Genomic DNA, 24,180 nt, shown 5'->3' with positions numbered 1-24,180 from the left:
ATTGGTATACCCGCGTAGCTTGCAGAGGTGCTATAGGCATGAATAATACGTTGCCATACGGGTAGCATCCGACCGATAAATAACAGCTATATTCGGATGAAATCTAACTTATTTGATAGCTTTTCTGAGATAGTCCGACGAAAGCGCAAAATTCGAATTAACGGAAAGTTTGTGCTCTTCTGCTTTTTCCTTTTATTCTCGAGCATTATTTGGTATCTCAATAAGCTTGGTGGAGACTATCTGGTCGACCTTAAGGTGCCTGCTAAAATAATCTATACAGAAACGGATAAAATGCTTGTCGATGAAGGGGCTCCAGTTCTTAAAATCCAAGTAAAGACAAAGGGGTATACCATTCTACGATATAAGCTAGGGTCAATCCTTGCTTCTTTTAATGTTGATATATCATCTTATAGGCTACATCGCTATTATGGGCCTAAGGGGAACTTCTACATTCTGACCAGCTCCCTAAAATCGAATCTCTCGACCCAGTTGCCCAGCAATATGAAGATTGAGAATATCATTCCGGACACCCTCTTTTTTACCTTTTCAGCAGCCTATACTAAAAAAGTTCCTGTTGTTGCAAACACTAAGTTTACCTTCGATGAACAGTATATGCAAATCGGCAATGTTGGCGTTAAACCAGATAGCGTTCTGATTAGTGGTCCTGAAAGTGTTATAAGGAATAAGCGGTATGTTCGTACGGCGGTTATTCGGGGCGATGCGCTGAATGAACCGATGAATGGAGTTGCTGCGTTGCTGGAGGAGAAGAATGTTGTAACCGAGGTAAAGGAGGTGGCCTATACCGTTGATGTGGCAAAATTTACCGAACGCACCCTGAAGCTTCCAATTACCATCAGCAATTCAGATTCGGCTTCTGTCCTGTTAATCCCATCGCATGCGGAGGTGTCATTTAGAGTTGCTTTAAGGGATTACAGAAAGGTAAGGCCCTCTCTTTTTAGGTTAAGCTCCCGTTTCGATGAGAAATCGTCGTTCTCGAATCATATAAAGGTAAAGCTGGATACTTTCCCCTCGTTTGTGAGCCATATCAGAATTGAACCGGAATTTATTGAGGTATACAAGCAAAAACAATGATTACAGTAGGTTTAACAGGTGGAATAGGTTCTGGCAAATCGACAGCTTCTAAGCTTTTTGAGGTGCTTGGTGTACCCGTGTTTGAATCGGACAAGGAAGGGCGCTTGTTGCTGGAAACCCCTGAGGTTGTGAGGCAGGTAGCGCAACAGTTCGGAGAAGGTGTGCTAAGCGGTGAGGGACGAGTTGATCGAAGTAAGCTTGCAGCTATTGTTTTCGAAAGGCCCGATGAGCTAGCAAAGCTGAATCAGATTATCCATCCTGCTATTCGAGCCCGATTTGAGGATTGGAAGAGGCAGAAATCGGGCTATCACTATGTGATAAATGAGGCTGCAATTCTTTTTGAGAGCGGCTTAAGCCAGCAGGTAGACTATGCTATCAACATAAGTGCACCGGAGGACGTGCGAATTCAGCGCGTTGTTGGCCGAGATGGCGTTGGCGAAAAGGAGGTGAGAAATCGGATTAACAACCAAATGAGCGATGACGAGCGCGAGGCTCTCGCTGATTGGACTATCTATAACGATGGAGTTATGGCTATAATTCCACAGGTACTCAAAATTAATTACGAACTAACGAGATTGTAGGAGGTTGATATGCGTTACGGAAGATGGATTGCTGGAGGTTTAGGCTTCTGGCTGGGAGGCCCAATTGGTGCTATTGTTGGCTATGCCGTTGGAACTCTCATAGAAAAGGGTGATGTTATTGCGACGTCAAGAACTCAGAATCCGCAGGAAGGATTTAGGGTGTCGCTCATTGTGCTGGTTGCTGCGGTCATGAAGGCCGATGGAACCGTCAAGAAGTCGGAGCTCGATTACGTAAAGGACTTTTTTGTGAAAAATTTCGGCGTTGACGCCACGAAGGATGCGATGCTGCTCTTGCGCGATATCCTTCAAAAAGATATTCCGATTAACGATGTTGGCCGGCAGATCGGCGATAATCTCGACTACAATTCGCGCTTGCAGCTGCTTCATTTCCTTTATGGAATAGGCAAGGCGGATGGCGTTTTAGACGAGACCGAACTCATCGTTATTGAGCAGATTGCCTATGCGATGGGCATTTCTGGCGTGGATATGGCCTCGACGAAGGGCATGTACTACGAGGATATCAACTCTGCCTATGCGGTGCTGGAGATTCTGCCAACCGTGTCGGACGATGAGGTAAAGCGTGCGTATAGAGCTGCTGCAGTCAAGTACCATCCCGATAAGGTGGCACACCTAGGTGGCGATGTTCAGAAGTCGGCTACGGAGCGATTTAAGCAGGTGAATGAAGCATACGACAAGATAAAGAAAGCCAGAGGTATGGCATAATTTCTTATATTTGCACGAGTTCAGAAAACTAACAATAAGCAATATGGATTTAAGGAAGATTTTGGCTATAGCCGGATATCCAGGACTTTACCAGTATGTCGCTCAAGGTCGCAATGGAATCATCGTAGAGTCGCTCGAAGATAAAAAGCGTGCAAATATCCCTGCATCAGCAAAGGTGAGCGCTTTAGGCGAGATTGCTATTTATACCGATGATGAGGAGGTTGCTCTTCGTCAGGTTCTTCTTAACCTTAAGGAGAAGATGAGCGGCGGTCCTGCACTTGATACCAAGAAGGCCACCAACGATCAGCTTAAAAAGGCAATGGAGGAGGTTCTTCCAGCCTACGATCGCGAGCGTGTTTACGCATCTGACATGAAGAAGCTCTTTTCGTGGTACAACATTCTTCAGAAGAATGATATGTTGGAGTTTGATCCAGAAGAGGCTGAAGAATCAGCCGAAGAGGAAAAGTAGAACGGTACATACCGGAGTACGATAGAAAGAGGGCGCCAGGATTTTGGCGCCCTCTTTTTGTTGGGTGAGCGTTGCCCATCCTGCCTGCTCGATTGTAGCGGTCGCAATAAGTACAGGAGTACAAATGGGGGCATGGAAGTACTATTGTAAATGTACAAGAGCACTTTGGGGGCTATTGTAAGTGTACAACGGTACTTTTGGGGTGATGGAAGTACTATTGTAAGTGTACAAGAGTACTTTTGGGTAGGGGGAAGTACTATTGTAAGTGTACAAGAGTACTTTTGGGTAGGGGGAAGTACTATTGTAAGTGTACAAGAGTACTTTTGGGTGGGCGGAAGTACTATTGTAAATGTACAACGGTACTTTCGGGTCGACGGAAGTACTATTGTAATTGTACAACGGTGCAAATATTTTGCTTGGCGAGGTAATGCAAAAGGAGAGGGTGCCAGTAAGCTTACTGGCACCCTCTCCTTTTTATTTGAACCGCTACGGGGCGGCTGGTAATTCTTTTTGTAGGCGCAGGTTCTGCGTGAGAGTTAGCCTAGTGGATGCCTCTAAATATACGGCTCCACCTGATTCCTCCCAATAGGCCTTTTTGATTATCGACGGAGAACCAAATGAACGAGGCTTTCCCAACAACATGGTCTTCGGGAACAAATCCCCAGAAGCGCGAATCGGCAGAGTTGTGCCGGTTATCGCCCATCATAAAGTAGTAGTTCATCTTAAAGGTGTAGCTGTTGGCCAGCTTCCCGTTGATGTAGATGCCAGAGCCAGCCTTAACCTCCACCTTATTCTGCTCGTAAACGCCAATTACGCGCTCGTAAAGCGGCCAGTTCTGAGGGGTAAGCTTGATGGTTGCTCCCTTTTTAGGAACCCAAAGTGGGCCAAAGTTATCCTCCGTCCACCTAAAGCCTTTGTTGTGGGGAAATATGTCAATTTGAGCCTGATCGTAATCCGTGTTTAGATTCTCGCTTACAAATACTACATTCTCTACGCTCTTTATCTTGCTGATGTTCTCGTGCGTTGTGTTGATGTAGTAGGCCGATTGCTCCGGAATGATTTGGTAGTTTTCCTGGCTAATGCCGAGGTTCTCAAATACCGATGGATTTATAGGCGTGCCATTGGTTCGAACAATAAACGTGCTTTGCTGCCCTTTGAAAAGTTCGGAAGGCTTTCCGTTGATAAAGAGCTGGCCGTTCTTAACCTGGAGGTAGTCGCCGCCAACGGCTACACATCTCTTTATGTAGTTCTCCTTTTTGTCAACAGGGCGCACAATGATGTCGTTGTTGTTCCATACAAAGTCGCGGCCTTGCTCGCGGACAAGCCGGTAGTAGCTAACCTCCTGGTTTTGGAGCACCACCGTGTCACCTTCAGGGAAGTTGAATACGACAACATCGTTTCTCTTTACCTCTCCAAAACCCGCCAGGCGCTTGTAGGGCCACTGAATCCAGGTTAGGAAAGACTTGGTTTGGTTATTCGTAAATGGTAGCGAATGGTGAACAAACGGGAATGATATCGGAGTATTGGGAACTCTTGGCCCGTAGGCGGTTTTGCTCACAAAAAGGTAGTCGCCTACGAGCAATGTTTTCTCCATCGATGGCGATGGAATAACGTATGCTTCGATGAAGAAAATGCGGATTATTGATGCTGCAATCACCGCAAACACGATGGCGTCAACCCATTCTACAACTGCGCTTCTCTTGCCGCTTTGCTTGTAGTTTCTTGGCTTCCAAAAAGTCCAGTTCACCTTTTTAGTGATGTACATGTCGTAGATAACGGCAACGCCAATGATCAGCCAAGGGTTTCTTAGCCAAAGGATAAATAGGAGGTAGGCTATGGTGATATAGCCGAACTTAAACCATTTGTTCGAAAGAATTTCTTTTATCTTCTTCATATGGTAGGTGGTTTGTTTTTTCTAGTTATAGGGCCAGAAGATCGTTCATGGTAAATATACCGGTTTTCCCAGCAACAAATTCGGCGGCAAGTACGGCTCCAAGGGCTAACCCCTGGCGGCTCTTGGCCTCGTGGGTAATCGAAATCGAATCGACTGGATTGGTGTACGAAACGGTATGCGTTCCTGGTATTTCACCCTTGCGAATGGAGATGATGCCCAGCTTGCTCTTGTCGGTTATCGATTGGTTTACCCATTCCGTTTTGTCGGGGTAGCTTTTAAGGATATCCTCGGCAATGGTGATGGCTGTTCCGCTAGGCGAATCCAACTTTTGGTTGTGGTGCCATTCTTCAACTTCAACCGAGTAGTCGGTAAACTTTGCCATTACGGAGGCAAGGTACTGGTTAACCTTGAAAAAGATGTTCACCCCTAGGCTAAAGTTCGACGCGTAAAAAAGCGCACCGTTACGGCCCTTTACGTACTCTGTTACTTCCGCAAGGTGGTCGTGCCATCCTGTCGATCCGCAAACAACGGGTACGTTTGAATCTACACAGGCGCGGATGTTGGTAAGCGCCGAGTAGGGGGTGGTGAATTCAATTGCAACATCGGCCTGTTTAAACGAAGGAGAGGTAATATCTTCAGAATTATTTTGATCGATGATGATTGTGATGTTGTGTCCTCTCTCTATGGCAATTCTTTCGATTTCCTTGCCCATCTTTCCATACCCGACAAGTGCAATTTTCATGGCTTTATGGTTGATATGATGTTAACGCAAAGCGATTGTTTATTATTGCTCAAATATACTAAAGTAGTACTTAGCTTTTGGTATAAACGGCCTCGTGTTGATTCGTTTATTACGATAATTTTCATGGCATAAAAAGAAAAAGGAGGCTTGATGGCCTCCTTCCCCTATTTAGTTTTAACTCTACTTCAATGTTGCAACGATAGCATCGAAAGCAGTTGGGTGATTTAGAGCTAGGTCTGCTAAAACCTTACGGTTTAGAGCAACACCGCTCTTCTTAATCTTGCCCATGAATTCAGAGTAGCTGAATCCGTGCATGCGAGCTGCTGCGTTAATTCTCACGATCCAAAGTGCGCGGAAGCTGCGTTTTTTAGCCTTACGGTCGCGGTAAGCATAGGTTTGACCCTTTTCCCACGAGTTTTTCGCAACGGTCCAAACATTTTTTCTTGCACCAAATTGACCTTTGGTACGCTTTAAGATTTTCTTTCTTCTAGCTCTTGAAGCTACGGAATTGACTGATCTTGGCATAGTAGTAAATGTTTACGAATTGATAGCGGTCGACTCAACGACACTTTCGGTGCTAATTCATTCGATTTGTTAATAAAAAATCTTACAATTAAAGTACAAGCAGAAGCTTGATGTTGTTCATATCAGCTGGGTGAACCAAACCGATGTGTGTAAGATTGCGCTTACGCTTAGTGTCCTTCTTGGTAAGAATGTGACGTTTGAAAGCGTGCTTTCTTTTGATTTTTCCGGTGCCGGTGAGCTGAAATCTCTTCTTAGCACCAGCGTTTGTTTTCATCTTTGGCATGAGAACTAACTATTTAAGGGTTAAAACTAATTTACTTCTTCTTAGCAGCCTTAGGAGCGAGAAACATAATCATACGCTTACCTTCGAGTTTTGGCAGCTGCTCAACCTTGCCAATTTCTTCCAACTCTTGCGCAAAACGAAGGAGTAAGATTTCCCCCTGTTCCTTAAACAGGATGGAGCGTCCTTTGAAGAATACAAAAGCCTTAACCTTCGAACCTTCTTTTAGAAAGTTCTCGGCGTGCTTAAGCTTAAAGTTAAAGTCATGATCGTCGGTGTTTGGACCAAATCTTATTTCTTTAACAATAACCTTGGATGCTTTTGCCTTGATCTCCTTCTGCTTCTTCCTTTGTTGATACAAAAATTTTTGGTAGTCGATAATACGACAAACCGGTGGATCTGCATTAGGCGTAATCTCAACCAAATCTAGTTCTTGATCGTAAGCCAACTTGCGGGCATCGGCTATCGAGAAGATGCCTGGATTTTCAATGTTGTCGCCAACGAGACGAACCTGCCTTGCAGAAATTGCTTCGTTGATCTTGAAGCCCTCATCTTTATCTTTATTCTGTGGCTTATAAGGGCCTTTCCCGGATTTCTGTAGTGCGCTAATAGTTTAATCTCCTATTATTGGTTTTTATTTACTGGCAATTTGATTCTCAACCTCTGTTTTAATCAGCGATGCGAATTGTTCGATTGTCATAGAACCCTTATCGCCTTCGCCTTGCTTGCGGACAGCAACGCTTTGGGTTTCTGCTTCTTTTTCCCCAACTACCAAAAGATAAGGTATTTTCTTCAACTCGTTGTCGCGAATCTTCTTGCCAATCTTTTCGTTACGGTCGTCTAAAACGGCACGAATATCGGAATTATTCAGCAAATTTAAAACATTTTCTGCGTATTCGTTATACTTTTCGCTGATTGGAAGGACAACAACCTGCTCTGGGGTAAGCCACAGTGGGAATTTTCCGCTGGTATGCTCAAGCAATACTGCCACAAAACGTTCCATCGAACCAAATGGTGCTCGGTGAATCATAATTGGGCGGTGGCGCTTATCGTCGCTGCCGATATACTCAAGGTCAAAACGTTCAGGAAGGTTGTAGTCTACCTGAATGGTTCCTAGCTGCCACTTACGACCAATCGCATCCTTAACCATGAAGTCGAGTTTTGGACCGTAGAATGCAGCTTCACCATATTCGACTACGGTGTTAAGCCCTTTCTCAGCGGCTGCTTCGATAATGGCTTGCTCTGCCTTTTCCCAGTTCTCTTCCGTTCCGATATACTTCTCGCGGTTTACCTTGTCGCGAAGCGAGATCTGTGCGGTGTAATCTTTAAAGTCAAGAGTCTTGAAGATGTAAAGTACGATGTCGATAACCTTCATGAATTCATCCTTCAGCTGGTCGGGACGGCAGAAAAGGTGGGCGTCATCTTGGGTAAAGCCTCTCACTCTTGTCAACCCGTGAAGTTCGCCGCTTTGCTCGTAGCGGTAAACAGTTCCAAACTCAGCGAGGCGGAGAGGAAGATCCTTGTACGAACGTGGCTTAGCCTTATAAATTTCACAGTGGTGAGGGCAGTTCATTGGCTTAAGCAGGAATTCCTCAGTTTCGTCGGGAGTATGAATAGGTTGGAACGAGTCCTTGCCGTACTTAGCGTAGTGTCCCGAAGTTACATATAGATCCTTTTGTCCGATATGTGGGGTGATTACCTGCTGGTAGCCGTACTTCTTTTGTATTTTTTTAAGGAAGTCTTCAAGACGAGCGCGAAGTTCTGCTCCCTTAGGAAGCCATAAGGGTAGTCCTTGACCTACTCGTTGCGAGAAGGTGAATAACTCCAACTCTTTTCCGAGCTTACGGTGGTCGCGCTTCTTAGCTTCTTCGAGCATTACCAAATACTCATCAAGAAGTTTCTTTTGAGGGAAGGTGATGCCGTAGATACGGGTAAGCATCTTGTTCTTTTCATTCCCACGCCAGTAAGCACCTGCAATGCTGGTTAATTTTACTGCTTTAATAGATCCAGTGTCTGGAAGGTGTGGACCACGGCAAAGGTCTGTGAAGTTGCCTTGAGTGTAGAACGTGATTGTTCCATCGGTGAGATCCTGAATAAGCTCAACCTTGTAAGGGTCTCCCTTTTCTGTATATGTCTTTAGTGCCTCGTCTTTCGAAACTTCGGTGCGCACGAATGGCGATTTGGTTCTTGCCAACTCGAGCATTTTCTCCTCGATCTTCGCTAGTTCTGCCTCAACGATTTGATGCCCTTCTAGGTCGACATCGTAGTAGAAACCATTTTCGATGCTGGGCCCGATGGCTAACTTGATGCCTGGGTAAATGGCTTCGAGTGCTTCGGCCATAAGGTGTGCCGAAGAATGCCAAAAGGCATGCTTACCCTCTGCATCTTCCCACTTGTGAAGCTTCAATGTAGAGTCGGTCGTTATTGGGCGCGTCAAATCCCAAACTTGTCCATTAACGGTTGCCGCTAGTACATCTTGAGCCAAGCGTGGGCTGATTGATTTTGCTATATCCATGCTGGTACTTCCTGCCGGATACTCCTTGACACTATTGTCAGGAAAGGTAATTTTTATCATACACTTTTAACATTTACACTTTGAACTCGCAAATATATTGGAATTTTACCTTGTAGAAAGGAGAATGTGCGATTAATTGCGACATCGCCCTGTAATGGCATTCATAAATAGCCTTAAACAAGGCGGGCGTGAGTAGATCGTGATTTTATTCCCTGAAAGAGTATTGGTGCGCTAGCTTATTGCTTCCTGTTCGTTGTCTTTGGTTTCCTTTGCCGTCTTCTGCGATGTAGATATCCAGATGAAGTAGATGAGCATGGTGTAGAATAGAATGTTGGCAAGTTGCCCTACTATTACGGCCGTGCTATATAGCGCTACCACAAGAAATGATGCGGCGATTTTTGATGAAACCCATATCAGTTTCAGGTAGTCGAGAACCTCTTTGGTTGGCTTGTCGAGAAATGTTTTGGCGTAAAGAATGAGGATTAGAAGTAGTCCTAGCAGTTGTAACGAGATGCCATGTGGTCTGCTGTACCATTGGACGAAGTAGCCGATTATTGGCAGCAAAGCAAAAACTCCCATTATTCGTATCATCTTGCGATTGGTGACGAAGCTTCCGTTAATAACAATGAGGATTAGCCCTACGACTTGAGCGCACGACATTCCTATGTTGAATAGGGTATCTCCTATAGGGAGTAAAAGGAGGAGTTTTAGGATGGCTCCGCAAATGGCAAGGCTGAGAAAGCCTACTGCTGTATATAGTAGAAATTTTAGTCGCATTGTCGATCAGTAGTTTAATTCGGAACAGAATTCCCGTTTCTTTTGCTCCGTAAAGGATAGCTAAAAATGCGAATTAAAATTATTTTTACCAATTACTTTTGCTGTTGCGTTTGAGCAATGCATACAATTAGCACAATTAATATCGCGTGTAACTACTTATGAAGACAATTATCGACCTTTTTGAAGAAAGCGTAAAGAAATATCCAGATCTTCCATACCTGTGGGAAAAGACAAATGGAGCGTTTAAGCCTACCTCGTACTCGCAGACTAAGGAGCAGGTTCGAAGTTTTGCTGCTGGGCTTATGGCTATTGGAGTTGAAAAAGAGGATAAGGTTGCAATCCTTGCCGAAGGGTGCAATGCTTGGATGATATCGGAGCTCGGCATCTTTTATGCTGGAGCGGTAGATGTTCCTCTTTCAATTAAACTAGAGGAGTCTAGCGATTTGATGTTCCGGTTGGAGCATTCCGAGTCGAGGTTTATTGTAGTTTCAGGCAATCAACTTCCAAAAATCAGGAAGATTGTTGGAAGTCTTCCCAGCATTCGTAAGGTTATTGTTATTGACAAGGCTAGCAACCTCGCCGAAAACGAAATTCTTTGGGATGATGTAAAAAGAATGGGAGATGAGTTTCTGGGTGATGCCGCTAATCAGGAACACCTCAATGAGCGCATTGCATCGGTAAAGCCCGAGAGCTTCGCCAATATCACCTATACATCGGGAACTACGGCAGATCCTAAGGGGATTATCCTTACTCATGGCAACTACACCTCAAACGTAGAGCAGGCACTTTCGCTTATGGATATTCCTGTTGGCTACAAAACGCTGCTCATCCTTCCGCTTGATCATTGCTTTGCGCATGTGGCCGGAATGTACAGCTTTATGGCTTGCGGTGCCAGCATAGGCACCGTTCAGGTGGGGCGTACGCCAATGGAAACGCTCAAAAACATCCCAATAAACATAAAGGAATTTAAGCCAAACCTGCTGCTGAGCGTACCTGCGTTGGCCAAGAACTTCAAGAAAAATATTGAAAACGGTATAAGGGCAAAGGGAAAAGTAACAGAGACGCTCTTTAAGGTGGGGCTTATGGTGGCCTACGCCTACAATAAGGAGGGTTTTAATAAGGGGGCTGGTTTACGCTTCTTGCTTAAGCCGCTGGTTTCGCTCTTTGATAAGATCATCTTCTCGAAGCTACGCGAGGTTTTTGGCGGCGAACTCGACTTCTTTATTGGTGGTGGGGCGCTGCTTGATATTGAGTTGCAACGTTTCTACTACGCCATTGGCATTCCGATGTATCAGGGGTACGGGCTGTCGGAGGCAACGCCTATCATATCGTCGAATGCTGCAAAGAAGCATAAGCTGGGTTCTTCGGGATTTCTTGTAAAGCCAATGGAACTAAAAATTATGGACGACGGTGGAAACTCATTACCGGTTGGCGAAAAGGGAGAGATCGTTATAAGAGGTGGTAATGTGATGCATGGCTACTGGCGAAACGAGAAGGCTACTGCCGAAACCGTTATTGATGGTTGGCTGCATACTGGCGATATGGGCTACATGGATAAGGATGGATTCCTCTACGTTATGGGCCGCTTTAAGAGCTTGCTGATTGGGTCGGATGGCGAGAAGTACAGCCCCGAAGGAATAGAGGAGGCTTTGGTTGCCCACTGTAAGCTTGTCGATCAGGTGATCCTCTATAATTCTCAAAATGCCTATACCATTGCGCTGATTGTTTCAAACAAGGAGGCGATGAAGCGCTACGTGAACAGCCACCAGCATCATCATAAAGGATGGGATTCGGTAGATGGGAAGAAGCACGCCATTGAGGAACTGAACAAGGAGATTGCCCAATTCCGTAAGGGAGGGCACTTTGCCGGTATGTTCCCCGAGCGCTGGATTCCGGCTAGCTTCGCCATTCTTCCCGAAGCCTTTACCGAGCAAAATGGCATGATGAACAGCACCATGAAGATTGTTCGCGGAAAGGTGGAGGCTGCCTACAAGGATACCATCGAGAGCATGTACAAATCGAACGGAAAGTACATCTATAGCGATTACAACATAAAATCGTTGTCGTAAAACTGGATAAACAATGTCGTGCCGCGCTTCAACCGTGGTACGATATTGTCGATTTTAAATAACAAGAGCCGCGTTTTAAACGCGGCTCTACGTGTTCTATGGGGTTATTCCTCCTCTTCTTTCTCAATCAGCTTCTCCACCCTTTTGAGCACGGGCATGATGGCTTCGCGGGTGGTGTCGTTGGTGGAGAGCATGCGCTCCCTAAAGCGTTCCAGCTTACCTGCGAGCACCTCGTTGTCGGTGCTTTGCATTATCATCTCTAGCGCTTCGGCGAGGCTGGCGTGGATGGCGGCAATGTCTCCCTCATCGCTCATTGTTGCCTTAAGGTAGGCTATCTCGTGTGGGGCTTCGCTCGCTTCTATTCCAGCCTCGGTAAGAATAAGGCCGTACTTAAGCGCATAGGTCATGTCCTCTACCCATCGTTCGATGGAGGTTTGGCGCTCGATGTAGTGGTCGTACAGCTCGGCTTGGACCGTTACGTCAACGGAAAGATCGTCGAGGCGGGCAAAGAAGAAGGTTTGCGTGCGCAGCTGGAAGAAGAAGGGCTCGAGCTGCTCCTCGGTTAGCCCTCTTTCGAGGAATTGCTGCTCCAGCGTATCAACCTGCATATCGTACCTATCAACCAGTTCGGAATGTTTCATCATAAAGACAGAGTTATGCCACAAAGGTAGCGCTTTGAGACGGGTTTGCAATTGTTGGTTGCTTCTGATTCTTTGCTACGCTTTGTCGATCTTCGCTCTTCTTCGTTCGGGCAGTATAGCTTCGAGGAAGCCCCATCTTCTTCTTTCGGGTTTGAGCTCGGGTTCATCAGCCTCTAGCTCGCTCAGAAGTAGCTGCTCCTCGCGGCGCTTGAAGTAGGAGGCAATGGCTTCGGAGCTGTTGGTGTGGCGCTTCGAGGGCATAAGGGTGGCAAGGAAGCTGAGTACATCCTTTTGCATGGTGAGCAGGTGTCCTAGGTTGGCCGATTCGAAGGTGGCGGCTAGCTCCTTTGTGTTGTTGGTCTCTAGCGCCATAAAAGTGCTAAGCTTATCGATGCCTAGGTACTGCTTGTCGAGCTTCTGTAGGCCGGTTAGCTTGTCGAGCATGTCGCCTTCGGGCGTGGTGGAGTTGGTTATGAACAGGAAGGTTTTTATCAGGATGATGTTCTCTACCGGTTTGGCCACGAAGTACCCCAGCTTGATGTCGCTTACCACCACCTCGATAAGGAACTTGTGGGCGTTTACGGCATGGATTGTTGGGGTTTCGCGTAGTCCTTCGAAGCACATGCCCAGCGTTATGCCTACGGGGAGGATGTCGATGCGCTCGGCCAACCGCTTGATGGCGTGGCTTTGCAGGTATACGCCTATCGCGCGGGTGCCGGGAAGCCCGAACTTCTCGCGCGGAATGGTTAGCGCCGTTAGCTTACCCTCCTCGTTGGTTACCTCGAAGCGGAAGCAGGGGCGGCGGGTGCCCTCGATAAGCACCGGACGGCGCTTGATGGGGATCACCTCGTACGATATCTTAAACTTTCGGGTCAGCGAGTCGTTCAACGATTTTACCTTATCCCCCTTTTTTAGGTTTATGTCAATTTCTGTTCGGAATACGATGTTCTCCTTGTCGGGGATCGAAACCGTCCACCCGATGAGCTTGAGCCAAGTTTCAATTGTCTCCTCCACGTCGGACTGGCATCGATCTAAAAATTCTTTTACGGGTAGCAGCTTGGCCTCGATCTGCTCGTGGTTGGGCTCTTTCGTTTGTATTTTAAACCTGATGATGTTCCGAAACGACTCGAGCGTGAAGAGCACATCATCGGCCGTAATGGTTACCCCGTTGGTGTAGGTGTACTGCTGGCCGAGCATGTACGATCGGAGCAGCGCCTTGGATACCTCCTCGACCTCGATGGTGGGCTTTTGCCGGCCCTCCTGCTCGAAGATCAGTGCGGCGGTACGGGTCTTAAAGAACAGTATGTTGTCGATATCGTCGAAAAGGTGCATGTAGGGTTTGGCACCCAGCCGTTCGGTGAGGTCGTAGAATTTGCGGTAAAAGTTGGTTTTTATTGTTTGGTGCTCCTTCTTCTGGAGCAGCGCATTCTGCTTCTTCTGCCGCTCTCGCTTGGCCTTGGCTTTTCTATCTTTTGGCATATGCTTTTTGCTTATCGATTTCTGATTTCGTTGTTCCTACCGCAGCGCTATCTCGCCCTCTTCCACCTCCACCTGGCTTAGGCTAAGCTCGGTTGCTCTCCGCTCGATGTAGGAGGCTATGAGCGCCGAATTCTCGGTAAGGTTGATTTCGGGGATTAGCTTCGAGAGGGTAGAGAACACATCCTTGTCGATCAGCAGCAGCTCCTGGAGCCCAGCTTCCTGGAAGCTGGCGACCAGCTCGGGCGACTTGTTGACGTCGAGCGCCAGGTAGGTGCTGAGCTTATCGATCCCCAAAAACTGCTTGTCCATCTTTTTGAGCCCGGTAAGGGTGTCGAGCTTGTTCCCCTCGGGGGTCGACGAGCTGGTGACGAACAGGAAGGTTTTTATGAGCACCACGCCATCTATAATGCAGGCCACAAAGTAGCCCAGCTTAAGGTTGCAGACAACCACATCGATTAGGAAGCTGTTGCTACCCACCTTTCGCACGTTGGGTTTGGCCTTTAGCTCAAGGGTGCAAATGGCGAAGGCCATGCCGAAGAGGATTGTGTCGATCCGTTCGACGATCCGGTTTAACGCGTGGGTTTGGATGTACACCTCGAGCATCTCCTGCTCCGTGATGCCGAAGAGCCGGGCGGGCAGGGTGAGCCACAGGTTCTCCCTGTCATCGTTAAGGGGGAATCCGTACCGGAAGCCGATCCTTCGGCTGCCCTCCACCGTAAACGTTCGGCTAGGAACCGGGACAGCCTCGTAGCTGACGCAGTACTTGCTGGTCCACGATTCGTTTATGGTCTTATTCTTGTTCGAATTGCTCGACTCGACGTTAAGGCTGAAGACGTAGAGCACCTTGTCGGGTGTTGAGCTGATCCACCCGATCATCTGCTTGTGGTAGCTCAGGTCCGACTCGATCTCCTGAAGGCTGCTTTCCATGAACGCTACGAACGTATCGACCTTTTCGCGAAGCCGGGCGTAGAGTTCGGGGGCCTCCTCCATCTTCGTTAGCGAGGCCACGGCAATTTTTTCGAGGAGGTGCAGCACCTCGTGACCCGAAACTTTAGCTCCCGAGGGGTAGGTGAACTGCTTGTTGCGGATGGTGCTGGAGAAAATTCTTCGGGCAAATGATTCGAGGTCTTGGGGGAGTTTGCTTGCGCCCACGGGGCGGTATACGAACGAGGTTATGCGCATCTTGTAGCAGGTGAGCATCTCGTAAGGGTCGAAGCTGCTAATCCACTCCTCGAGGTCGAGCCGTTTCGCCAGCTCGGTGATATTGCTGTTGTACTCGTCGCGCCGCCGGTGGTACTCCTTCTGCTGGAGCAGCGCCTTCTGCTTCTTTTGCTGCTCCTTCTTGGCCTTGGCTTTTCGGTCTTTGGGCATAGGTCGGTTGGTTTTAGGTTTAGGTTGTGGGGTAGAAAAAGGCCGCCGAACGGGCGGCCTGATCCTTTGCGAGGTGTTACTTCTTGGGTTCCTCCTTCTTCTTCTCGTGGCGGATGCCGATGTCCACAATCTTGCGGGCCGAGCGGTAGGCGTTGTAGAACTCGGGTTCGCGGCGGCGGATGAGCTCCATCTGCAGGTCGATCTGGTCGATGAGCAGCTCCTTGGCCGCGCGGATCACCTCGTTCATCGACACTTTGGCCGCCGTGCGGGTCGACACCTCGCTGCGGGTGGTGGCCTGCACCCCCGAGAACTGCCCGATTAGGGACTCCATCTTGGCGATATCCGTGGCCGTAATCCCGTACTCCTCGAGCTTCTTGGCGTTGGCCTTGGCCATGTTCAGCACCGTCTTGCTGGTGGTAATCAAGTCGTCGTCCTTCATCTTGTCCAGCTGCGACTCCGACAGCTTTGCTGGCTGCGCCAGCGCCGCATCCTTCTCGTAGTTGGCCACCGAGAGCAGCGCTGCGCTGCAGAGGAAGGTCTCCTCTTCGAGGCAATCCCTGATCTCGTTTTTGGCGATGGCGGCGGCCGAGATGTTCTTATCCGCGCTCACGGCCGAATCGTCAATTTGGTTGACCAGCGCCATGTAGGCGGGTACCGACTTGGAGAGAACCACCGAGGTGGCCCACTTCGCCTTGTTCTGCTCGAGGATCAACCCCGTGGCCTTGAGCATTCGAACTGAGTTTGCTGTTTCCTTCTGCATTTTCTGATTGGATTTTAGTTAATGAAATAGCAGGTGCCCGAAGAAAGGAGGCTGCCTGCCGGTTAGCTGTTCGGTGTTGGAAATGCCTGCTGGTGCTGGCCTTGCTCCCGTTGCAATCGGGCTTGGCGGCTCCGCAATCGGCTTCGCCAGCCTCGCAATTGGTCTTGGCGCTGACGCAATGACATCTCCGGCTGACGCAATGGCATGTGGTGCACTCGCAATCGAGCTTGGTTGCTCCGCAATTGGCCTTGGTGCTGACGCAATGGCATTTCCGGCTGACGCAATGGCATGTGGCGCACTCGCAATCGGGTTCGCCCGCCTCGTAATCGACCTTGGCTGTTCCGCAATCGAGTTTGGCTGCTCCGCAATTGGCTTCGCCTGCTTCGCAATTGAGCTTGGCTGCTTCGCAATCGAGCTTATCGCAGACGCAATCGGTTCTGGCAGTATTGCAGCTGGGGATGGCGCTACCACAATCGGCCCTGCTGCTGGTGCATTGCGTGGGGTAGGGGCAGCGAGCGCCAATATAGGTGTTGTATTTGTGGCTTGTGCTGAAACGGACATGTTGGCTATACGTATATGGTAATGTGCCTCCTAAAGTAGGAAAAGATTTTTATCTGCCAATCGATAGGGGTAAAAAATATTAATGAACATGTACGTGTGCTAATGAATTGCTGATCGTAGGATCACCTCGCTTAAAAAAAACTTGCTAGCTTTGCGGGCAGCCCTAGCGCTGTAGGCCTTTGGAGAGGCTGGTTGGCACCTTGTCGCTTTGGGCTTTCTCCCTAGTTGGGTGGTGAAAGGGGGGGGCGGCAGAGGTATAGGCGAGTTAGGCAGCAATTAATATAAGAGAGGCAACCATGGAATCAAAGTACGCTCCTAGACAGATAACCGCTTGCGGGCACACCGTTCGGATTAACAACATTGAGATGTACTACGAGGAGTACGGTGTCGGAAATCCGTTAGTGCTCTTGCATGGTTTCGGTGGTTGTTCGCAAAACTGGCATCCTTTTACCTCCACGCTCTCCGAGCGCCATCGCCTGATTGTTGTAGATCTGCGTGGACATGGATACTCCACCAATCCCGAGAATAGGTTCACGCATCGGGACGCGGCTAGTGATGTGTTCCTGTTGCTCGAAAAGCTGGGGATAGATCGTTTCTCGGCGATGGGGATGAGCACTGGCGGTATGGCACTACTGCATATGGCAACGAGCCAACCCCAGCGCATCGAGTCAATGGTGCTAATCAGCGCAGCTTCCTATTTCCCCGATCAGGCAAGGGCCATTATGCGACGAGCTTCGTTTGGCACGATGCCCCAACAAGTGCAGGAAATGTATCGGGAATGCGCAAAACGTGGCGACGAACAGATTCGTCAGCTTATTGCGCAGTTCAATGCGCTACACGACAACTACGACGATATGAATTTCACGGCACAATGCTTGTCAACCATTACTGCACGTACCCTCGTTGTGCATGGCGATCGAGATAACTTTTTCCCCGTTGAGATTCCTGTAAGTATTTGCCGTTCTATACCAAATGCCGAGCTATGGATAATCCCTGGTGGCGACCACGTTCCCATTTATGATTCCACAGTTCCATTTACCTCTACAGCCCTGCGATTCCTTGATGAGCAGGGCCGCAAGTAGCGGTAAATGCTCGTTTCTGTAGGAATTATTGTTTAGGCTGTCTTCTTCCCCTCCGCCTTTCCCTTATAGCTAAACTTCATTGCTGGCAAAGCCCCTAGGCGCTAACTCGGGCATAAGTGGGTATCTTTAGCGCCGCCAAGAAAAGGGCTTGGCGCAACAATCAGCATCATGAGGAAACAATCGAAAGGAGCAACTTGTTTAGGAGCTGTAGCGCTTCTTCTAGGCGTACTTGCAGCCGGTAGCTCGCATGCATCGCGCCATGCGTTGGCGGGTCAGAGCGCCACTGAGCCCGTTAAGGGGCTGTACCTCTCGGGGTGGAGCGCCGGCAACCCCAGCGTGCTGCGCCACTTTGTAGAGCTGGCCAACCGCACCGAGATCAACGCCTACGTTATCGACGTAAAGGAGGACGACGGCCGCCTCAGCTACCCCTCGCAGGTGAAGGAGGTGAACAAAATCGGGAGCTGGGTGAAGAAGTACGACCCGGCCACCATCATCGCCGAGCTGCACCGGAACCACATACGGGCAATTGGCCGAATCGTCTGCTTCAAGGACCCCATCCTCCCCGTAAAAAGGCCCGACCTGGCCCTGAAGGATAGGAGCGGAAAGGTGTGGAAGGATAACGACGGCATGCCGTGGCTTAACCCCTACAACAAGGGGTGCTGGCGGTACCTGGTAAGCATCGCCAAGGAGGCGGTGGCGCTGGGCTTCGACGAGATTCAGTTCGACTACGTCCGCTTCACCCAAAACGGCGACCTCTCCACCGTCGACTTCGGCCGCTCGAAGCAGCCCCGCTACGCGGCGATCAATGGCTTTTTGGCCTACGCGCGCCAGCAGCTGCCCCATGTCGTTCTTTCGGCCGATGTGTTTGGCATCATCTGCGAGAGCGCCGGCGATACCGAGGGGATTGGCCAGTACCTGGAACTTGTCGGAAAGGATATGGACTTCCTATCGCCGATGATCTACCCCTCGCACTACGCCTGCGGGCAGGAGGTAAACGAGGTGGCCTTCCCCATACCCGACCTAGATCCCTATGGGGTGGTGTACAATGCGCTCTGCAAAACAAGGTCGAGGGTTGCCCCTGTGAAGGGCTACCGCGCCACCATCCGCCCCTACCTGCAGGATTTTACCGCCAGCTACCTGAAGCCGGGAACCTTCCAAACCTACGGTGCCGAGCAGGTACGGCAGCAGATAAAGGCCGTTTACGATGCCGGCTACCAGAGTTGGCTATTTTGGAATATCAACGGCGAGTACTCGGAGGCGGCATTCCTGCCCAAAGCTGCCGCAACGTTGAAATAAAATCAGGACACAAGTCTCAAGTATCAAGACGCAAGAAAGGCAACCACTGCTTACTGCAACGTGATTGCCTTTCTTGTGTCTTATATCTTGCGTCTTGATACTTTTTCAGGCCGCCTCACTTGTTCTTCACCATCTCACCTCTCTCAGGTTCTGCCGGCAGATGTTAGTTTGGGAGCTGGTATAAAATCTCGTCGAGTTTCTTTTGCTCGCTGGAGAAGGGGTACATGTCGTAGAGCAGGCGCACATTTTCGGGATCGATGGCCCTAGGAAGCAGGATATCCCGCACCTTATCGCGCTCGCTGCTAAAGTTGAACAGCTTTAGGATATCGTGAATCTGATCCATGTAGAAGCGGGTGCTGCGAGCCCTCCTGCTAATCTGCATAAGCTGGGTGTCAAACGGACTGGTTTGCTTAATGACTAGAAGGAAGCCGTCGAATTCTTGGTTGATCATAGTTCCCTCCTGAGGGTGGCGGCCGGTGTTTCTCGGATCGGGGGCGTTAGATCCGAGCATCTGCTTAATGTTGATGATGCTGGCCGAGATGGCGCTACGCTTGTAGGCAGGGAGGCTGTTGGCCTCTATCAATATCTTATCGAGCTCGCTCTGGATGCGCTCAATGTTGGTTTGGATCGATTGGGCATCGGCGATGTATGCCCCGCAAATTACAATAGCAACAAGTAGAAGTTTTTTCATGATAGTATGAATTTGGTTTCTTATGGCGGCGAAGTTAGCGATATTCTGGGCAGTTGTCGAATAGCAGGGGTGTACTTTTATTATCCTGAAAGGGGAGTAAAGCCTGTTTGGGGGCTGTTGCTCGATTCAACGATGCCGAGTAGGTGCAAATCATTCTAAAAAAAAATATTGGAGCTTGTACGTCTTTTTACCTCCCTTTGTCGTCTTTACATCGAATGCTTAAAAATGCAATAATGGATAAATCTCACGGCCGTGATCGATTGAAGGAACTTGAGCATGTAATAGCAGAGTATCAGGATCAGATATTCCGGTTTGCCTTTTTTCGAACAGGCTGCTTTGCCGATGCGCAGGATATAGTTCAGGATGTCTTTATCAAGTTATACCGCGATGTAGGTTGCCTACATGCCGTAAGCAACCTTAAGGGGTATCTGTTTCGGAGTATATCCAACGCCTGTGCCGACTACCAGCGTAGCTGGAGCCGGAAAAGGATCGAGCCGCTCGATCAGGCCGTAATTCCGCTAGAGATGCAGGAGGGGGCTGTTGCCAGCCACCTGCTGCTCGTCGAGGAGTACAACCGCATCGAGGGGCTCCTCGAAAGCCTACCTGCCGAGCAGGCCGAGGTAATCCGCCTAAAGGTGCTCGACAACCTCAGCTTTGTGGAGATTGCAGCGCTGTTCGAGATCCCTGTTACTACTGTGAAATCGAGGTTTAAGTACGGTATTGATAAACTTAAAACGAAAATCGAAAAAGCAAAGGAGGTACATCATGGATTGTAACGAGTTTAAACGCGAAATGACCAGTCTTTTTGATGCTGATGTAGATAAAGCGCTAGCTGCCGAGCTGAAAGAGCATCTGCTAACCTGTTCTGCTTGTTCTGCCGATTTTTACGAAATGGAAGAGGTTGTCGAATGCCTGAACCCGCGCTATCTGCCAAGTGCTCCTGTATTGCTTAAGCAGAATATCATTAATCACTTAAGTAAGGAGAAACAACCAATGAAAAACAAAACAACCAGAACCTTCCGGTTAAATTCCACCATTAAAAAGGTAGCGGCTATTGCAGCCGTCTTGGTGGCCGTAATAATTGCTATACCGCTGCTCCATAAAGGTAACGAAAGCCTAGTTGGCGAAGCCAAGGCTGGAAACTCCCTTCTCGAAAGCTCAATTAAGGCAACAGGGCTTATCAAAAATATGGTTATGAAGCTTAGGGTTCGCACGCTGCCCAACGATAACTTTGCCCTCGTTGGTACCGAGTACGACATGGTAGAGCACACCATCAGCAAGTCGTTCGAAAAGCCGGAAAAGTGGCGGATTGACAAGGGGGGGCGTGTAGTTGTATGCGATGGCAAGCAGCAGCTGATGTGGATACCTATGGCAAACGGTGTTTACAAGGGCAGCCTAGATGCTGGTTTCGTGGAGTGGTTTAGGATACTGCTCGATCCCGAATCGGTGCTGCGAAAGGAGCAAACCGGAATTACCGACAAGACCTCGGAGGTTCGCATGGCCGAAAAGGATGGCGAAATACACATGACCGTTACCTCGAAGGCGCAGGGCAACTTCATTAACGACTATAGTAAAAACCGATCGATTAACGAATCGGACAACCGCCGCGAGTACGTGTTCAGCAGCCAAACCAAGCTGATTAAAAGCCTGAAGATTTACGTTCTCGAAGGCAGTAAGGAGACGCTTATCCTCGAAACCGAAAGCATCGACTACAACGTACCTATAAGCCCATCAACATTTGCGTTGGCATTGCCCAAGGGGGCAGAGGTTACCGATCTTGCCGCAGTGCAGAACATCAAAAGCGAAACCTTTAGCACCATCAGCAGCAAGCGTGCCGCCGAAATCATCTTCGATTCAATGGCAAAGAATCGCTGGGATGCCGTTAAGGTACCATTTGCACAGTATAATTTTTTGCTAATGAAGCTGATTAAAAGAAAGTGTAGTGGCTTAAAGGTGGTAAAGATTGGAGAACCGTTTAAGTCGGGTTTATATCCTGGCGAGTATGTTCCCTGTGAGGTAGTTTTAAGAGATGGTTACACTAGAAAAATATGCCTCGCCCTACGAAACGACAACGAGAATAAGGTTTGGTTGGTGGATGGTGGGCTGTAGCCTTCGCTCAATGTAAACCTTCACTAAGATGAAAATACCGCCGAAGCTGCAGCTTCGGCGGTATTTTATTTGAATGTATGCTATATGTTCTCGTAGCGTATAGCCCCAGCGAGGCCGAGGCTATAGCGTAGCAGCTACTTCTCCACCTTCATAAACATTCCATGCTGAATGTTGCGACCTCGCTACGCTCAAGTAACCAAGGTTTCTAGCCTTCAACGGGGAGTTTTGGGTTCTGCACCATGCTCTTGCCTCCGCTCATATTCTGGCAATAGTGTGGAGGTGCAAGGGGTAGGTGAGAGGTTTTTAGGGAAAAATCAATTTTTGTTTTTACTAATTGAAAATTTTCCTAATTAATGCTTACTTTAGCTCTCCTCAAAAAGAGCAGCGTTGTGTGTGTAGCTGCGGAGAAATAAATGGGCTGAATTCTTTAGATTTTTTTCTTAATTATCAAATACTGCTTATGAAAAAATCGTTTTTCGTTTTTGCCATGCTCCTTGCAGGGCAGGCATTCTCACAAGGTGATATCAACTGGAAAACGCCAGTTGAAGGGAAATCAAAGTCAATCTACTTTCACCAGTTCACACAAACTCCAATTGTCGAAACTTCTTCGAGCTACTATGGAGTAAATCCGACTAGCAAGTCAGTAGTTTGGACTATCAAGAAATCGGAGAAGATGGCAGCTCTTCAGGCTGCAGGTACCGCAAGTGCGCTAACCGGCTCTTCCGATATGACCAAGGGATTGGACATGCAGGAGTACTTCGACATCCCCTACACCCAATTTGCTTCAATTAGCAACAACCTTATCGACGTATCGACCGGTAAGATTGTACTTGGTGAGGGCAACAACCCCTACAAGTCGTACCTCGCAGGCGATCTTATCCCCGAGCTAAACCTCCTACTGGTGAAGGTTAAGGATGAGGATGGCTCGCAGAAGGTTCATGCAATCGACATCGCCACCAGCCAGGTGGTATGGACCACAAAGCTGGCCGAGGCCAGCGCTGCCAAGGATGCCATGAAGTACCTGGCTAAGGCTCAAGGCTTGGACGCCTTCTCGGTTGACCTGTTTAAGCCTGCCGCAACCGCTTCTGGCGACATTATCTACAACAACAACGGCAAGCTCGCGTTGCTCAACGGAAAAACAGGCGCCATCGCTTGGGAAAACGACTGCAACCCAGGAACCTTCTTCCTAAACCAAAACCAAACGGTAATCCTTGTTGTCGACAAGCGCTCTACGGCATCCAACATGCTGTCGCTAAGTGGTACAAAACCATTTGGGAAAAAGGTAATTGCCGTTGATGCCGCTACCGGAAAGAACCTCTGGAGCCAACCCGTAATCCTCGATGGAACATATAAAATGTACAAGCTGTTCGACCAAAACCAGGTGATCCTTGCAAATAACGATGGGCTGAATATCTACGATATCGCCACCGGAGAAAAGGTTTGGAAGAAAGATTTCGACGCGCCTAGGCTTAAATCAATGGCATTCCTCCCCGAAGGGCTTGAAGTTCAGTTTGCCAACAAAATGATGGCTGTTGATCTAAAGACCGGCAAGAAGGCATGGAAGAAGTTCGTAGAGCTAGAGGATGTAGACGAGAAAGACGCTTGGGGTGCCTACGCTAAGCTGTTCAAAAATACTCGTGTCATGATCAGCAAAAGAGCCCTTAACGTTTACGATAAGGAATCTGGCGATAGAAAGTGGGGCATGCTCTTGGGCGAAGGCGACCGTCTAACCTTCGACGATGCTAACGGTAAGATCATTGTTATTGGCGAAAAACGCGTTCACATCCTCGATCCCGACAATCAGAAGAAGAGACCAAAGGCTGTTGACTTCAAAATCGAAAACCCCGAGGAGATTGCTGGCTGCGATTTTAGACACGATGGCTACTTTATATACGGACAAAAGGAGTATGCGCTTATCACAAAAGATGGGCAGCTGGTAGAGCATAAGGTTTACAAGCAGCTGGTAGGCGATAGATTGAAGAAGGCTGGACTTCTTACCGCAAGTATCGCTTCTGGATTGCTTAGCGCACGAGTTTCTAGCGTTAATAGCAAGGGCGAGACTACTAGCACATCAGGAGTATTTATGGATGCAGAGTCCGCACAACAAATGGGGGCTGCATCAGAAGCTCAGGAGCAAATGCGCCAAAGCGTTAAGGCAAACGACAAAAAACGCCGTGCTGTTCGTACCGATAACAACTACGCTTACTTCATGAAGGGCGATAGCTCTAATGGTACGGTAACCATTACCTTGGTAATCGTAGAGAAGAATACCGGAAAAGAGATCAAGAATGTTGACTTCAGCTCTAATAGAGATGTTGTTTACGAGATCGATTCTAGCAATGGCATGCTTTACTTCCTCGATAACGGAGAGTTCAATACCATGAATATCTAGTTGTAGAGCTACAAAATAGTAAAGGGGGAGGCTGATTTCAGCCCCCCTCTTTTTTTATCCCGATTGCAGGTGGACGATTAACTGTATGATAAAATCCCCACCATCAGCCGAAGCCTCCAGTGGGGATTGAA

The 24,180-nt window shown here is 48.5% G+C and carries 22 protein-coding genes; 10 read left to right on the top strand and 12 right to left on the bottom strand.

Translation table 11 applies throughout. From position 1 onward, the window contains the following. Positions 1-96: 96 nt before the first annotated feature. From ACHZA1_RS02325 to ACHZA1_RS02310, 4 genes are read left to right on the top strand one after another with little or no spacing between them, the layout of a single operon-like run. Positions 97-1,092, top strand: a complete 996-nt coding sequence (locus ACHZA1_RS02325) for a hypothetical protein (protein ID WP_320053627.1) — start codon at positions 97-99, stop codon at positions 1,090-1,092. Then, on the top strand, positions 1,089-1,673 hold the full coding sequence (coaE, locus tag ACHZA1_RS02320) for a dephospho-CoA kinase (protein WP_320053626.1): 585 nt from the start codon (positions 1,089-1,091) through the stop codon (positions 1,671-1,673). Before ACHZA1_RS02325 ends, coaE begins: the two co-directional genes overlap by 4 nt. A gap of 9 nt (positions 1,674-1,682) precedes the next feature. Next, positions 1,683-2,396, top strand: a complete 714-nt coding sequence (locus ACHZA1_RS02315) for a TerB family tellurite resistance protein (protein WP_320053625.1) — start codon at positions 1,683-1,685, stop codon at positions 2,394-2,396. 43 nt (positions 2,397-2,439) lie between these two features. Beyond that, positions 2,440-2,865, top strand: a complete 426-nt coding sequence (locus tag ACHZA1_RS02310) for a DUF5606 domain-containing protein (protein WP_320053624.1) — start codon at positions 2,440-2,442, stop codon at positions 2,863-2,865. A gap of 541 nt (positions 2,866-3,406) precedes the next feature. Here the strand turns inward: ACHZA1_RS02310 and lepB are convergent. From lepB to ACHZA1_RS02275, 7 genes are all read right to left on the bottom strand, one after another. Then, positions 3,407-4,759, bottom strand: a complete 1,353-nt coding sequence (gene lepB / locus ACHZA1_RS02305) for a signal peptidase I (RefSeq protein WP_320053623.1) — start codon at positions 4,757-4,759, stop codon at positions 3,407-3,409. A gap of 25 nt (positions 4,760-4,784) precedes the next feature. Beyond that, on the bottom strand, positions 4,785-5,501 hold the full coding sequence (dapB, locus tag ACHZA1_RS02300) for a 4-hydroxy-tetrahydrodipicolinate reductase (protein WP_320053622.1): 717 nt from the start codon (positions 5,499-5,501) through the stop codon (positions 4,785-4,787). A 180-nt stretch (positions 5,502-5,681) separates the two neighbouring features. Further along, positions 5,682-6,026: a 50S ribosomal protein L20 gene (gene rplT / locus ACHZA1_RS02295; protein ID WP_131839385.1), complete on the bottom strand. Its 345-nt coding sequence runs from the start codon at positions 6,024-6,026 to the stop codon at positions 5,682-5,684. An 88-nt stretch (positions 6,027-6,114) separates the two neighbouring features. Next, the gene (gene rpmI, locus ACHZA1_RS02290) at positions 6,115-6,309 is read right to left on the bottom strand and encodes a 50S ribosomal protein L35 (RefSeq protein ID WP_131839384.1); all 195 of its coding nucleotides are present in this window, start codon (positions 6,307-6,309) and stop codon (positions 6,115-6,117) included. Between the two features lie 31 nt (positions 6,310-6,340). Next, the gene (infC, locus tag ACHZA1_RS02285) at positions 6,341-6,844 is read right to left on the bottom strand and encodes a translation initiation factor IF-3 (protein ID WP_394701087.1); all 504 of its coding nucleotides are present in this window, start codon (positions 6,842-6,844) and stop codon (positions 6,341-6,343) included. A 96-nt stretch (positions 6,845-6,940) separates the two neighbouring features. Next, on the bottom strand, positions 6,941-8,881 hold the full coding sequence (thrS, locus tag ACHZA1_RS02280; RefSeq protein WP_320053621.1) for a threonine--tRNA ligase: 1,941 nt from the start codon (positions 8,879-8,881) through the stop codon (positions 6,941-6,943). 171 nt (positions 8,882-9,052) lie between these two features. Then, on the bottom strand, positions 9,053-9,598 hold the full coding sequence (locus ACHZA1_RS02275; RefSeq protein WP_320053620.1) for a hypothetical protein: 546 nt from the start codon (positions 9,596-9,598) through the stop codon (positions 9,053-9,055). Between the two features lie 158 nt (positions 9,599-9,756). Here ACHZA1_RS02275 and ACHZA1_RS02270 point away from each other — a divergent pair, with 158 nt between their 5' ends. Further along, entirely contained in the window at positions 9,757-11,667 is a 1,911-nt protein-coding gene (locus tag ACHZA1_RS02270; protein ID WP_320053619.1) for an AMP-binding protein, read from the top strand. A 104-nt stretch (positions 11,668-11,771) separates the two neighbouring features. On the opposite strand, the gene ACHZA1_RS02265 is transcribed toward ACHZA1_RS02270, so the two are convergent. The 4 genes from ACHZA1_RS02265 to ACHZA1_RS02250 form a co-directional block, all read right to left on the bottom strand. After that, positions 11,772-12,311, bottom strand: a complete 540-nt coding sequence (locus ACHZA1_RS02265) for a hypothetical protein (RefSeq protein WP_320053618.1) — start codon at positions 12,309-12,311, stop codon at positions 11,772-11,774. A 72-nt stretch (positions 12,312-12,383) separates the two neighbouring features. After that, a complete protein-coding gene (locus ACHZA1_RS02260) occupies positions 12,384-13,787 on the bottom strand; it encodes a hypothetical protein (protein ID WP_320053617.1) in 1,404 nt (467 codons plus the stop codon). Positions 13,788-13,823: 36 nt separating this feature from the next. Beyond that, the gene (locus ACHZA1_RS02255; protein ID WP_320053616.1) at positions 13,824-15,158 is read right to left on the bottom strand and encodes a hypothetical protein; all 1,335 of its coding nucleotides are present in this window, start codon (positions 15,156-15,158) and stop codon (positions 13,824-13,826) included. A 76-nt stretch (positions 15,159-15,234) separates the two neighbouring features. Continuing rightward, a complete protein-coding gene (locus ACHZA1_RS02250) occupies positions 15,235-15,918 on the bottom strand; it encodes a hypothetical protein (protein WP_320053615.1) in 684 nt (227 codons plus the stop codon). Between the two features lie 857 nt (positions 15,919-16,775). On the opposite strand from ACHZA1_RS02250, the gene ACHZA1_RS02245 reads away from it, so the two are divergent. Together ACHZA1_RS02245 and ACHZA1_RS02240 are read left to right on the top strand one after the other, a co-directional pair. Continuing rightward, positions 16,776-17,561 carry an alpha/beta hydrolase gene (locus ACHZA1_RS02245; RefSeq protein ID WP_320053614.1) on the top strand — a complete coding sequence of 262 codons (786 nt, stop codon included), beginning with the start codon at positions 16,776-16,778 and terminating at the stop codon, positions 17,559-17,561. 168 nt (positions 17,562-17,729) lie between these two features. Beyond that, a complete protein-coding gene (locus ACHZA1_RS02240) occupies positions 17,730-18,857 on the top strand; it encodes a putative glycoside hydrolase (RefSeq protein WP_320053613.1) in 1,128 nt (375 codons plus the stop codon). A 163-nt stretch (positions 18,858-19,020) separates the two neighbouring features. Here ACHZA1_RS02240 and ACHZA1_RS02235 read toward each other — a convergent pair whose 3' ends face one another. After that, positions 19,021-19,548 carry a DUF4476 domain-containing protein gene (locus ACHZA1_RS02235; protein WP_320053612.1) on the bottom strand — a complete coding sequence of 176 codons (528 nt, stop codon included), beginning with the start codon at positions 19,546-19,548 and terminating at the stop codon, positions 19,021-19,023. A 233-nt stretch (positions 19,549-19,781) separates the two neighbouring features. Here ACHZA1_RS02235 and ACHZA1_RS02230 point away from each other — a divergent pair, with 233 nt between their 5' ends. From ACHZA1_RS02230 to ACHZA1_RS02220, 3 genes are all read left to right on the top strand, one after another. Next, on the top strand, positions 19,782-20,324 hold the full coding sequence (locus tag ACHZA1_RS02230; RefSeq protein WP_320053611.1) for an RNA polymerase sigma factor: 543 nt from the start codon (positions 19,782-19,784) through the stop codon (positions 20,322-20,324). Continuing rightward, entirely contained in the window at positions 20,314-21,657 is a 1,344-nt protein-coding gene (locus ACHZA1_RS02225; RefSeq protein WP_320053610.1) for a hypothetical protein, read from the top strand. The genes ACHZA1_RS02230 and ACHZA1_RS02225 overlap by 11 nt, the downstream gene beginning before the upstream one ends. 460 nt (positions 21,658-22,117) lie before the next feature. After that, positions 22,118-24,049, top strand: a complete 1,932-nt coding sequence (locus ACHZA1_RS02220) for a PQQ-binding-like beta-propeller repeat protein (RefSeq protein ID WP_320053609.1) — start codon at positions 22,118-22,120, stop codon at positions 24,047-24,049. Positions 24,050-24,180: the final 131 nt, after the last annotated feature.

It is taken from the genome of uncultured Acetobacteroides sp., from assembly GCF_963667355.2.
GTDB lineage: Bacteria > Bacteroidota > Bacteroidia > Bacteroidales > ZOR0009 > Acetobacteroides.
This window is presented reverse-complemented; position numbering and strand designations above follow the sequence as displayed.